A 13,081-nucleotide genomic window follows, 5' to 3' on the forward strand; every position below is an offset into this window, starting at 1 on the left:
TGGATGAATGAGGGCAACGGATTTGCGGCGGCTGGCCTCCTCAATGATGAAGAGCTTTTTGAAGCCCTCAATGCCGGGAGGATTTTCCGACGCGGAACCTGGGATCCATCGGGTGTGCAACAATGCAGTTACTTACTCCGCATGGGCCCATACGTCGACTATCCGCAAAACGACTCCAACGGAGGTGTGGCGGAAAAAGGTCATCGAGTCTACACGCGGCATCGGTTAGACCCAGACGCTCAGGTCAAATTGACACCGGGAGATACGGTACTCGTGAGCATTCTGGAGCGTTTCGAAGTAGACCCGGGATATATGGCCTTCACCATTCCGCGCGGTCTACTTTACGCTGAATCGCTTTTGGTTGCGAGTAGTTATGTCGACCCCGGTTTCGGTGATGATTTTTTTGTGCCGATCACAAATGTATCAGACCGGACGGTTCTGCTTCCGGCCGGGTTGCCACTCGCGCGGATTTTTGTGTTCCGGCTCGCACGCGCCGTAAAGGCTCCCTATAAAACTGGCGCTACTTCATCGCTGCGCGAAGAGCTTGAGCACGTAACTGCAACCGAAACCCCCTCGGCCGAAGTGCTGCGTACGCTGAGCAATGACAACCTCCTCAACAAGGTGCGCGGGGGAGTTCCGTCGGGCGATGCTGTGGCCGAAGCACTTGCGCGCGCAATGGCGCCCCGAGCCGACCAGGAACCTGCAGCGGCATCACGCGATTACGGGAGCTTGAGCAAGGCGGAGCTGTTGAGGGCTCTGAAGCAGGATGTCCCCGGTGGAGTCGGTGTTTCCGAACTTATTCGTAGACAAGAACGACGGAATACTCGCCAGACAATAATAACGTCCGCGGTTCTCGCGACCTTGATTTCTAGCATCGTTGTCTTAGCCTCAACTGACTTGAATTTCCTGCATTGGCTGCGCAGTACTCTTTGGACAATTGCGCTGGGCGCCGCGGGAAGTGCGTTAGTGGTGTGGGCCGTCTCGCTCGTTGACAATTACCGCAGACGACGTTGACGCTGCGCTGCATCGGCCGGGTAGAGCCCGAATTACCTAACGCCGCCCCAGCCATCCTGCAGCCATTGCGGTGCGGATTAGTAAATCCACCGCAAACAAATTGTGACCCGGCGTGCTCGCCTGCAACCGTAAACTGGACGAATGGCTCCCGTATCGCACCGCATCGCGCGACCTAGGAGTGCGTGATGCCTGCTGAGCCGATCAAGGTCAATCCCTCGCAGATGCTGCAAGGCGGTGCGTCGGTTGCAGCGACCGCCGAGCGGGCTATATCCAATCCCGGTGCCGCGCCCATTCCTAAGCCCGGCTCTCCGATGGACACCGCAGCTGCCAGCGTCGCCGCCGCCATGGGTACGCAGGTCACTCAGATGACCGCCCAGGTCGCTTCGAAAGGCCCTGCCCTGCAAGCCACCACATCCAGCGGTGTCGCCCAGACCGAAGCCACCGACGAGCAGAACGCCGAGCGTTATCGCGCCGTCCCCGGTACCGGCGGCCTCGACGGCCTCGGCTCCGGGAGAACCACCGGCGGGATCATGGAAGTCAGCGACGGCTGGGACGATCCCCGCGAACCGTTCCGCATCACCGGAGACATGGAAGAAGACGAGTTCGGCCACTTCCACGCCCCCTACGTGCCGCTAGACCCCGGCGGGGCGGCGGGCGGCGGCTCTGGGGCCGGCCGCGCACCTGTCTAGAAATCGTCGAAACCGCCATCGTCCCTCGTACATCGGTCGTCGGCGGCGGCATCGTGTTTGCTTAGGCGTACCACCGAAATTGGCGCAAAGGTGGTGTGCTGCACCACGTTAATGTGGTCCGGTGACCACGCAGAGCTTCGTGCGCCCTGGTGAGCGTGTTCCCGACCCGGAAACCGGCGGCGGCAAGATCAAGCTCGAGGCGCCGATCGTCGCGCCCATCCCCATCCCCCGCAGCATCTGGGGCATCGTGCTGCCCATCGGCCTGCTGGTCGGCATCGTCGGCCTGATCGTCGTGATGTACGCCTCCGGGCAGCGTCAGCTCGCCGGCGGCTTCGGTCTGTTCGGCGGCATGGCCGGCATCAGCGCCATCGGCCTGCTCGTGCGCAACCGCGGCGCCGGACGCAAGATGTCGTTCGGCGAGCTGCTGGGCCGCCGGCGCAAGTGGTTCTCCCGCCTCGACGAGATCCGCGACGAGGTCGACGTGCAACGCCATCGGCAGTGGGCGCATCGCCGCCACTTCCATTGGGACCCAACCGATCTGTTCGGTGTCGCCGGCTCGGAGCGGATGTGGGACCGCGAACCCGGCGAGCCGATGTTCGCAGTCGTGCGCGTCGGTGTCGGCAAAGTCAAGCTGGCCATGACCCTGGAGAAGCCCGAGATCGCGCCGGCCGCCGACCTCGAACCCGCCACCGGGCACGCGTTGCGTAAGTTCCTCAACGCCCAGGAATACGTCGACGACATGCCGAAGGTGATTTGGCTGCAACGGTTTCCGGGGCTGTCCTTCGTCGGCGACCTCGACGAGGCACGCGGCCTGGCCCGGGCGGTGATGTGTCAGCTGGCCGCCTTCCACAGTCCCGCCGATCTGCAGCTGATTGTCGTCAGTTCGGATGTCGAGCAGTGGGACTGGGTGAAGTGGCTGCCCCACGTGCAGCACGACAGCCGCCGCGACGGCTGCGGCGAACGCCGGATGCTCTTCGGCTCCCCCGCCGACCTGGAGGCGTTCTTCGACGAGCAGGTCGACGAGGCCCGGCCGGCGTGGTCGCCCCCGTCCAGCGGCGTCACCGCGGGCCTGACTTCGGCGATGCCGCTGCGGGTGGTCATCGACGACCACTGCGGCAGCCCCGAGGACTGGGCCGGGCTGACCGGCGCATCCGGTTACGCCAGTACATGTTTCATCCGGTTGGCCACCGACGTGCCTCCGCGCCCGTCCATCGCGGCGCCGGGCGGCGCCCGGTTCTGGGTCGGCTTCACCCCCGACACCACCTACCGGCTGCGCGACGGGGTGCTGCGCAAACAGGTCAGCGCCGATCCGCGGCAGCGGGTCGCACAAAACCTGTACGAGGGCGCCGCGGCCAGCGACGAACTCGACGACGCGTTCTACGCCACCGCCGACGCGATGAGCGTCGATGACGCCGAACGCTTCGCCCGCAGCCTGGCCCGCTACCGGGCCCCGGGGTCGGCCAGCGTGACGATCTCCGCCTCCTCGGCCGAGGAACGAACGTTGTTGGACGTGTTGGGAATTCGTGACCCGCGCCGGCTGGACACCGACCGGCTGTGGGCGGCCACCCGCGCGCAGGGCCCGGCGTGGATGCGCTTTCCCGTCGGGGTGTACAGCGACACCGGGGAGGTCGCGGAGTTCAATCTGCGCGAGGGCTCCCAGGGCGGCATGGGCATGCATTCGCTGTTCATCGGGACTACCGGCGCCGGCAAGTCCGAGGGCCTGATCACCGCGGTCGCCGGGGCGTGTCTGACCCATTCGCCGGAGGTGCTCAACATCGTGTTCACCGACTTCAAGCTGAAGTCGGCGGCGGGCATGATCGGGCGCTTCCCGCATGTGGTGGCCGCGGTGAGCAACCTGGCCGAGGAACGCCACCTGGTGGGCCGGCTCTATGACGCCCTGGACGGCGAGATCGACCGGCGCGGCAAGATCATCGCCGACCTGGAGGACTGCCCCGACATCACCACCTACAACCAGCGCCGCCTGGTGGATCCGTCGTTGCCGCCGATCCCGGCGCTGTGGGTGATCACCGACGAGTACAACGAGGTGTTCGCCGACCCGATCTGGGGCCCCAAGTTCCGCAAGCTGTATCTGCGCATCGCGCGGGTGGGCCGCTCGCTGCACGTGTTCCTGCAGCTGGTCGGGCAGACCAAGGACACCCAGAACCTGCGGGATATCAACAAGCTCTTGGGTTTTAGCATCGCGGCACGCACCGGCACCGAGGAGGAGTCGCGCGCGGCGATCGGCTCCAACGCCGCCGCCCACATCGCCTCGGAAGGCGAGGAGGGCACCGCCTATCTGCGGGTGGCGCTGCGCGAACCGCGCAAGTTCCGCTACTTCTACACCTCGGCGGACTTCGTGCCCAAGACCGACGACGCCGGCGTGCTGGCGGCTCCGCAGCGCTCCGGTGCGGAGTTCGCGCCGCGGGTGTTCACCGCCGCCGAGGCGCGCGACGTCGACAACCGGTTGACCGCGCCGCCGGCACCCGAGGTGATCCCGCTGCCGGTGCGCCCGGTCGAGGCGCCGTTCAAACTGGCCACCGCGATCACCGACTCGCTGCAGGCCGCCAAGGAGCGCCCGCCGCGCTCGCTCTGGCTTCCGGTGCTCGGCGACCCAACGCCCGCAGACGAATTGGTGGCTCGCTGGCGCGGCCGGCCCTGGTATGAGGACTACGGCAACAACCCGGGATTGGTGCTGCCGGTGGCGCTGGCCGACTATCCGCGCGGCGCGCGCCAAGAGGTGTACAGCCTCGACATGCTCAACGACAACGCGCTGGTGGTCGCCGCGCCGGGCCGGGGCGCCACCACGGCGGTGATGACGATGGTGACCACCGGTGCGCTGCTGTATCGCCCGGAGCGGGTCCAGTTCTACTGCATCGCGGCCAGCGGCCCGCAGCTGGCGCGGGTCGCCGACCTTCCCCACGTCGCGTCGGTGGTCGCGGTCTCCGACGCCGAGGGCGTGTCGCGGATGGTGTCCACGCTGGAAAACATTGTGCTGGAACGCGATAAGGCGTTCACCACCCGCAACCTGGACATGGGCAAGGTGCGTGCGGCCAAGTTCGGACCCAACCCGGTGGACATCGGGGTGTCCGGCGGTGAGGTGGTGCTCGTCGTCGACGGCTGGAAGAACTTCACCGAGGGCCACACCGCGCTGGTCGATCGGGTGCTGGCGTTGCAGCGGGCCCGCAACTACGGCGTGCGGGTGATCATCACCCACACCAGCTCTTTGTCGGGGCTGCAGTCGGCGGTGCGCGCCGAGACCGGTCAGCGCCTGGAGCTCAAGCTGGTCAACGAGCATGACACCGAGGTCAAGCGTGACCCGCGCGACCCCGAACGCAACCCGGTGCGTGAGGTGCCCGATCTACCCGGTCGCGGGTTGACCCGCGACGGCCATCACCTGATGGTCGGCGCACCGGTGCTGGCGACACCACCGCAGCTCGAGGGCCGCCCGGTCGGGGGCCCGGTCGAGGGTGATGCGCTGAGCGAAATCGTGCGCCGGGTCTCCGGGGTGGACAAGGCGACCACGGTGGTGCGGCTGCCCGAGTCGGTGCCGCTGGCCGACGTGTTCGCGGGCGCGCTGGATCTGCAGCCCGGGATGGTGCCGTTCGGTTTGGCCGAATCCACTTTGGGCACAGCGACGATCGACTTCCACGATCACCCGCACGTGGTGGCCACCGGGCTTGCCGGTTCGGGGCTGACGGCGTGGCTGCGCGCGATGATGAAGGGCATCATGGCGTCCTACCGCAGCCAGGACGCGACGATCATCCTGATCGACCCGCGCCGCACCTCGGTCGGGGTGGTGCCCGAGGACACCTGGCTGGGCGCCTACGCGCAGACCCCGACCGCGGTCACCGCGGTCGTGGACGAACTGTGCGCGATCCTGGAGAAGCGCCGCCCGCCGCCGGGAACCAGCCAGCACGACCTGGCGACCAAGCGGTTCTGGGAGGGCCGCGAGTTCTTCGTCGTAATCGACGGCATCACCTCCTGGTCGCATGCCAACAGCCCGCTGGCCAAACTGATCGCCTACGTCGACGAAGGTGACGACCTGGGGCTGCACATCGTGGCCACCGCCGACATCCGCACGTTCAGCTACCAGTCCCAGGGCGGGGTGCTGGGCCGGATGATGAACATGCAGGCACCGGTGGTGATCATGGACGGCCACCGCTCCTACGGCGCGATCGTGCCCGGGGTGTTCGCGGCGCCGCAGCGGCCCGGCAAGGGCTTGCTGTGGACCCGGCGCGGCACCGACGGTGTGCTGGTCGGGTGGTCGGATCCGCCGGTCATCGCGCGGCGGCGCTGATGATGCTGGTGATGAGCTTTCACAAGTGTTACGGCGAAGAACGAACGCGAACGTTGTCGAGATGCAATCTAGTTGACAAGCTGAAAGTGCTTGTCTAACAATCCGTTATAACGCGTAGTTGGGCGCTCGAATCTAGGTATGGGCATGACGTGGCGTGCGTGACACCCCGCCGAATCAGTTCCCTTGCTCTGGGAGTCCTTGCTCTGGCGGATCGAGAAGGCTCCCACACGGCGTAATGGTGATATTCGCCGAGCCTTAGCCGGTGTCTGGCTTCCCGAACGGCTTGCGGCGCAGCGGTTACGATGCTTTGCCGCCAACCGCCGCCTGCAGACTTCACGGAGTAGCTCAGGTTTGGATCTGGCTTTGTCGACTTGAGCCTGTTAGCGGTTGGCCGAGCGAGGGAATTGGTCCCGCGATGTTGGCGCGCCGCGAGTGGCGAATCAGTCCGACCTCCCATGGCCGAGGTTGCATGCGCCACCGCCAAGTTATTCGCACGGGCCCGCAAAGCGCAACGGAACAAGCGGTGGCCCGGCCTCGTCGGGTCCACCCGGCGTTGTTTCGAGTTCGACCGGTGAGCGCGGCTGCGCTTCGATCCGCGATTGCAGTGCGCTCAGGGCGCCGTCGTATTCCGGCCGGCTCCAGAATCCCGAATGGCCACAGATCGGCGGATATCGTCCCGTGTCAGGTTCAGGGCCCAGTCCTCGGGCGTCAGCAAGACGGCGGTCAAGGGTCGGTCCTACGGGGATCCCGGCCGGTGGGGACAGATCCTCGTCGAAGACCCAGCCGCCGAGAGGATCGGTCATCGACCACAAATCGATCCATCGCGTCGCCAGCGCGCCATCCCCTGAAGCCTTGCCGCGCAGCAGATTCAGCGACTGATAACCGAAGTATGCCGGAAAGTTGCGCGCATACAGCCGGCGCAGCACGCAGCCGAATGTGAGCAGGGCGACGGGCCGGGAAAACAGTGGCCGTTTATCTGCGCCGAGGGCCTCTGGGTCTGGCGCATCGCTGTTCATCAGGAGTGCGGCGGCGGCAATGACAGTCCCTTGACTGTGCGCTGCAATGACTACTTTGGACTTTGTGCTCAGCAGCGATGTCCGCAGCCACAGGTCCGGAACGGCACGTTCGCCGTAGCAGGGGGGTCCCAGGGGGTGAGAAGCCCGCGGCCAGAACGTCACCACATCCCACAGCACGGCGACGTGGCGCCGGGTCTCACGGTCGCGGAACGCACGGTAGGCCAACCCGATTGCGAGGGAGGCGACCAGCGCTGTCAACGCCTGCCCGAACGCCAGGACTGCTGTCCATGCGGAATCATCGTGTCCGCCAAACCATGACGCCAGATCGTGTCGTTCGTGGTTCACCAACGTGGCGATCACGCTGGAAATGACGAACACCACCGTCGCGGCAAGTGCGGCGATGATCAGCCACAATAAGATGCGGGGTCCGCGGTCGGTCAGCGCCGCCCACGCTCGCGTCGAAGCGACCGCCTTGGCGCGAGATATCTCCATCAGCGCCATTGCTTTTCGTCGTTTCCCTGTCGATGTGGTCGACGTGGAGTGTGCGTCGTGGTCGGCCTGCGTCTGCGCCGAGGGTCCGCCGTAGTCGTCCCAGACCTTCGACACCGCGTCGGGCTTGCGTCCGCGCAGCCATGTCATGACGCCCACGCATAACGCGGTACACAGCACTACGACGATGACCACCAGGTTGACCGCGGAACCGATGAAGTAGGTGTCGAACAGTTGCAACGGTGCTGGTCCATTGGCGGCGGCGACGAAATCGCCGAGTACCTTCGACGATGCTTGGGCAGACCCGCTGCCCTCATCGGTTCTCGCGAGTGCGAGCATTGCGTCGGCGGCGGCATGCAGCCGCTGCCCGGCCTGGTGGGTGAACTCGTCGGTGGCTTGCGCTGACTGCACGGGCTCACCGAGTATCCGGGCAACCCAAAAGCCAAGAGCTACCGACATTTCGCCGCTGATAAGCCATGCGAGCAGGGCGACGCACGGAGCGGTCAGGCCTCGCAGCGTGGGCCGAAAGCCGCGCTCAGGCGCCGCCGGGGTCCGCTTGGACAACAACGTCGTGGCCAGCAGTGCCACGAGCAGGACCGCCTGGATCCCGATGACCCACTCGGTGACCGGACCCAGGTAGGGCAGCGACCCGGCACCGAGGATTGCCGTGCCCTGGGGCGCGCGGTCAGCCCAGAGCGCGCCTGCCGCTACCCATCCCAGCGAGGTGAGGCTCACAATCAACGACGACACCCACATCCATCGTGTCACCTGCGACGGTCGGTCGGTTTGATCACCGGGTAGGCCGTCGCCACCTCGCGCGGTCACCTGGTCGCAGAATGTCAACCCCACGCTGGTGATCAGAAATACGAGGTTCACTGCGAGAAGCACGGCAGTCGGCCACCTCGGTGAACCGTCGTCGATGGTTCTCGCGGGTGCCAGCACCAGTGCCGCGGCCAACGAGAACCACACGGTCAGGTGACAGTCACGCAGCCGCGTCACCGATCGGTCACCGTTCCAGAAGCGCGGTTGGGTCAGCGGTGACTTCGAGGGTGAGACGTCGGAGGCGTCCGGTGGCGGCGCACCGATGCGCGGAGTCTGCTTCTGCATCAGCATCAGCACCCCGGCCATTGCCAGCACGGGAGCCGCCGTCGCCGCCAGCCGAATCGCCGCTGGCCAGGATGACAGAAAAGTCAACGGGCCCAACCGTTGCGCGCATTGCGGTAGGCCCGCGCATTGCCAGCCCACGATGTCAACGGCCACCGACACCAGGCTCAGCGACAGCGCCATCGTCAAGGTCAGGCCCAGCAGACGCAACAACCGTACCGACCATCGAGCGCACCGTTTGCGGTCGGTCGCCGGCAGCATCCAGTGCGCCAGATTGACGAAGATGAAGGGCAAGAACAGCAGCCAAAGTGCTCTGGTCGCCGGTCCAGATGTCAACCCGCCCCAGCAGAACGCCTCAGTCTGTCGGCCGGACGGGGCGAATCCAGGCTGCGCCGAGACATCGACTTGGGGTTCGGCCAAAAGCTCTCTGCGCCGATGGAAACCAGCGTCCTGGTCACCGTAGACACATTCGATGAGTTCGGGTGGGTAGGCCAGCAGTGTGGTCGCCGGGGTTCCCGACACCCCGTGCACCTTCAACTCGATCATCTCGGCCGGTCGGTCGCCCTCGGCGAGATCCGCGGTGGCGTTCATGAGACGCGACGGTACTGACGACGGCCGGCCGACGAGTCGCCTTTGACTGGCCGATGACGCCGGCGGCCAAAAACAAGTAGTCGGATACGCATGTGCCCACGCGCCTTCACTGTCATCCTCTGTAGGAGGGGACCGCATCCACTTGCGGGCGAGGGGGCCTCGAAAGTTGCTTAACAGAAGTAACGTTCGGCATCGTCGACTGAATTGCGCGCAAGCCACGATCCTCGCCGTCCGTATCTCAATGCAGAACGGTGACTAACCCATGGCCAAGCCACGCATTCGCCAGGACATTTGGACGCTGTCGCAACAGGACGTCTGGCATCCTGTCATCCGCGCCTATGCACGCGCCGTCGGTGTGCTCCAAGCCCGCGACAAAGACCAGGCGCACAAGAACGACCCGACCAGGTGGGGCTATCAGAGGGCCATCCACTGGGAGGACAGCGCTCCCGCACACGACAACTTCCTCAACAAATGCCAGCACGGCACGTGGTTCTTTCTGCCGTGGCACCGGATGTACCTGTTCCACTACGAGGCGATCCTGCGCGCGGTGATCACGCAGGACGCGACCATCGACGCCGATACGAAGGCGAGCTGGGCGCTGCCGTATTGGAACTACTCCAAGGACGAGCAAACGCTGGCGCTGCCGCCCGCATTTGCCGAACCGAAGCTAGACGGCCAGCGCAACCCGTTGTTCGACGCCACCCGATTCCTCAACAACGGCGAAACCCTCGACCCCAGAGCGGTTCTCATTGACACGGCACTTCGACCCCGCCACTTCCAAACCAGCAACTTCGCACCCGGCTTCGGCGGCTCGAAGACGGCATTCATGCATTACCAGCCCCGCGGTGCCGGCCCGCTGGAAGCGGTCCCGCACGGCTCGGTGCACAACTCGGTCGGGGTGAACATGAGCCAGCTCAACACCGCCCCCGCAGATCCGATCTTCTGGCTCCACCACGCGAACATCGACCGCCTCTGGCAGGTGTGGCTTGGATCGGGGCAGGGCCGGGCCAACACCACCGACCCAGACTGGCTGGGCGGCCAGCAGTTCCACTTCCACGACGCGACAGGCCACGACGTCGTGATGACCGCGTCTCAGGTGCTCGACCCCGCGACACAGCTGAACTACAAATATGACGACATCTCCGCGCCGCTGGGGGAGGAAGCCATGGAACCCGAACCCGACCATCCCGCCCAACTCGTCGGCGCCACCGACAAATCGGTGAAGTTGAGCGGGGACACCGTCGACGTCGGCTTCGGAATCGGCGCGCCGTCAGGCCCTTTGGAGGCCGAAGCCGAGCCGACCCGGGTCTATCTGCGCCTCGGCGACCTCACCAGCAAAGACACTCCGCACGTGCCCTACGCGGTGTATCTCAACGTCCCCGACGACGACCCCGAGACACCCGACGACCACTACGTCGGCACGGCCTCCACGTTCGGCATCGAAGCGCTTCCCGACCCGCGACACGACCATCCGGAGGGCATGCAACTGGTCTTTGACATCACCGACCTCTACCGCGCCCTGAAAGCGAAGGGGCAGTGGAGCGATCACGTCAGCGTCCGGTTCGTACCGCTATATGTCCGCCCGCCGGCAGTGGAGGTGGAGGCTGATCGACGGGCGCCGGGCGGCCAGCAGCGGCCGGGAAGTGTGGACGTCGGCCAGGTCAGCGTGCACTTTCAATAGCAGCCCGGCCGCCATGACGACCACAGAAAGCCCGTTGCGCGCCGCTGGCCGCGATTTGATCGTGGCCTCGCGCAATGCCCGCTGGCGATATCCCGAGTGGCCGCTGGCCGTGGTCGCTGTCGCGGTGTGGATGGCGCTGTTCGCGCTCTGTGCAGGCGATCTCGCCCAGCACGCCTTACACTTGCCCGGCCACGGCCATGGCGTGCTGCTCCCATCCGGGCCGGAAACACCCATCGCACCACCATCGGTGCCGCATTGGACCCTGATGGTGGTCGCGATGATGCTGCCCACGATCCTGCCCGCAGCACGGTCGATCGCACTGGGCTCGCGCTGGCACCGGCGCCAGCGCGCTCAGGCCCTGTTCGTTGCGGGATACCTCGCACCATGGATCTTGCTGGGGGCCTTGACCATTGGTGTGGCGTCGCAGGTCGGCCACTGGCCGCGGTGGCTGCTGCCGATCGCACTGGTCCTGGCGGCAGTGTGGGAGCTGACGGGCTGGAAGGTGCGGTCGCTGCGCGCATGCCACCGCGTGCGGCCGGTGCCGCCGCAAGGCTGGCGTGCCGACGTCGCCTGCCTGGCGCGCGGACTGACCCACGCGCGATGGTGTATCGGCGCCTGCTGGGCGCTGATGTGCGCGATGCTCGTCGCCGGTCACCTGATCACCTTGTGGCTGATGTTGCCGATGACCGCGGCCATCGTCGCGGAGAAGTTCATGTCGCGGCCCGACCGCATCGTGCGCCCAGTGGCCGCCGCGCTCACGGCGACGGCGATCCTGACCACTTTCACTTAGCCACAACCCGAAACAGACACCGACACAGGGGATAACCACGATGCCGACATGGGCCGTCAAATCAACCGCGCGCGATGGCGCGATCAACCCAGAGGCACAAGGGCTCATCGAGCTGGAGATGGTGCCCCGGCAGTGTCAGCTCGGGGGATACCAGAAGCGCAAGATTCCCAGCGTCTCGGTGCAAAGCGACATCATCGCCTACGCCTCACCCGACTCGACGTACGCGGTGACCAAGCAGCTCTTCGACAATGCGAAGAAATCCATCCTGATCGGCATCTACGACTTCACCGCCGCATACATCAAGCAGCTGGTGCTCGACGCGCTGGCCCGCGGAGTGAAGGTGGCGCTGATGCTCGACATCGACGGGGCGGACGAGAAAAAACTCTTCGCAGATCTGGCCGACATCGGGGTCGACGCCGTCTCGGCGCCATCCTGCGCGAACCCCAACATCCACCTGTTCGCATCCTCACACGAGAAGGTCATCGTCATCGACGACGAATGGACCCTGGTGCAAAGCGGCAACTACAGCGCGAACTCCGTCCCGCTCAACGAACAAGACGGCGTGGCCGGCCCCCACTTTCGCACCGGTAACCGCGACACCGGCCTGGCGGTGCGCTCCAAGCCACTGGCCAAACTGTTCACCGACATCCTGCGCGCGGACATGGCTGCTGCCACCGACGCCGCGGGAGGCCTCGCGCCAGAAGCCGCGCCGCCCCCAGAGGCAATCCTGCTCGAGGCAGCCCCCACCAAGCGGCCGGCAAAGCTGTTCGCTAGCAAGCGCTTCAATCTCAGCGGCCCACTGCGCCTGCAACCGGTGACCAGCCCCGACAACTACATGACGGTAATGCCCCCGCTGCTCGAAGCCGCCACCACCTCGATCGACATCGAGCAGCAATACATCAAGGCCAAGCAACCAGAGGTGCGTGAACTGCTGGGCGCCATCGCCACCGCGCGCGAGGCCAACCCACGCCTGAAAGTACGCATCGTGCTCGGCAGGGTGTTCAGTAGGGGCGATTTGGACGCCGAGCACAAGAACCTGGAAATGCTCGCCGATGACTTCGGGCTCAGGCTGGGCACACACATCCGTTACATCAACACCGACCGATACGTCCACTGCCACAACAAGATGGTCATCGTCGATCGTGCCGCGGTGCTGATCAGCTCCCAGAACTGGTCGGACTTCGCGGTCACCAAGAACAGGGAAGCCGGGCTGTGGGTGCCCGACGCCGACATCGCCGAATACTTCACGCCCATCTTCGAAACCGACTGGAGCACCGCGTTCAAAAGCCCCGATCAGACCTTCACCGGAACCAACGTGACACCGGAGGCCATTGCACCCGAGGCGCTGCGCGGCGGCGGATTCGTCAAAGTCGAACCCGGTGATTACCGAGAAGTCTGACCGCGAGATAA

Annotated in this window: 7 protein-coding genes; 6 read left to right on the forward strand and 1 reads right to left on the reverse strand. The window is 65.6% G+C overall.

Going from position 1 to position 13,081, the window contains the following annotated elements:
• The first annotated feature begins 3 nt into the window (after positions 1–3).
• The 3 genes from J3E61_RS32930 (at position 4) to eccCa (ending at position 6,000) form a co-directional block, all read left to right on the forward strand.
• Positions 4–1,014, forward strand: a complete 1,011-nt coding sequence (locus J3E61_RS32930; protein WP_210086862.1) for a hypothetical protein — start codon at positions 4–6, stop codon at positions 1,012–1,014.
• Positions 1,015–1,199: 185 nt separating this feature from the next.
• The gene (locus J3E61_RS32935) at positions 1,200–1,703 is read left to right on the forward strand and encodes a hypothetical protein (protein WP_210086863.1); all 504 of its coding nucleotides are present in this window, start codon (positions 1,200–1,202) and stop codon (positions 1,701–1,703) included.
• Positions 1,704–1,824: 121 nt separating this feature from the next.
• Positions 1,825–6,000 (forward strand): type VII secretion protein EccCa, encoded by a 4,176-nt coding sequence (eccCa, locus tag J3E61_RS32940; RefSeq protein ID WP_210086864.1) that lies wholly within the window; start codon positions 1,825–1,827, stop codon positions 5,998–6,000.
• Between the two features lie 485 nt (positions 6,001–6,485).
• Here the strand turns inward: eccCa and J3E61_RS32945 are convergent, their stop codons facing one another.
• Positions 6,486–9,200: a hypothetical protein gene (locus tag J3E61_RS32945; RefSeq protein WP_210086865.1), complete on the reverse strand. Its 2,715-nt coding sequence runs from the start codon at positions 9,198–9,200 to the stop codon at positions 6,486–6,488.
• A 262-nt stretch (positions 9,201–9,462) separates the two neighbouring features.
• Here J3E61_RS32945 and J3E61_RS32950 point away from each other — a divergent pair, with 262 nt between their 5' ends.
• From J3E61_RS32950 to J3E61_RS32960, 3 genes are read left to right on the forward strand one after another with little or no spacing between them, the layout of a single operon-like run.
• Entirely contained in the window at positions 9,463–10,881 is a 1,419-nt protein-coding gene (locus J3E61_RS32950; protein WP_210086866.1) for a tyrosinase family protein, read from the forward strand.
• Between the two features lie 13 nt (positions 10,882–10,894).
• Positions 10,895–11,671 carry a DUF2182 domain-containing protein gene (locus tag J3E61_RS32955; RefSeq protein ID WP_210086867.1) on the forward strand — a complete coding sequence of 259 codons (777 nt, stop codon included), beginning with the start codon at positions 10,895–10,897 and terminating at the stop codon, positions 11,669–11,671.
• A gap of 40 nt (positions 11,672–11,711) precedes the next feature.
• Positions 11,712–13,070, forward strand: coding sequence for a hypothetical protein (locus J3E61_RS32960; RefSeq protein WP_210086868.1), 1,359 nt, complete (start codon positions 11,712–11,714; stop codon positions 13,068–13,070).
• The last annotated feature ends 11 nt before the right edge of the window (positions 13,071–13,081 follow it).

It is taken from the genome of Mycobacterium sp. OAE908 (assembly GCF_017872775.1).
Lineage (GTDB): Bacteria > Actinomycetota > Actinomycetes > Mycobacteriales > Mycobacteriaceae > Mycobacterium.

Excerpts from the sequence above, each read along its gene's own strand:
- J3E61_RS32930 (WP_210086862.1), top strand. The coding sequence starts at position 4 with ATGAATGAGGGCAACGGATTTGCGGCGGCTGGCCTCCTCAATGATGAA.
- J3E61_RS32935 (WP_210086863.1), top strand. The coding sequence starts at position 1,200 with ATGCCTGCTGAGCCGATCAAGGTCAATCCCTCGCAGATGCTGCAAGGC.
- J3E61_RS32945 (WP_210086865.1), bottom strand. The coding sequence starts at position 9,200 with ATGAACGCCACCGCGGATCTCGCCGAGGGCGACCGACCGGCCGAGATG.
- J3E61_RS32950 (WP_210086866.1), top strand. The coding sequence starts at position 9,463 with ATGGCCAAGCCACGCATTCGCCAGGACATTTGGACGCTGTCGCAACAG.
- J3E61_RS32955 (WP_210086867.1), top strand. The coding sequence starts at position 10,895 with ATGACGACCACAGAAAGCCCGTTGCGCGCCGCTGGCCGCGATTTGATC.
- J3E61_RS32960 (WP_210086868.1), top strand. The coding sequence starts at position 11,712 with ATGCCGACATGGGCCGTCAAATCAACCGCGCGCGATGGCGCGATCAAC.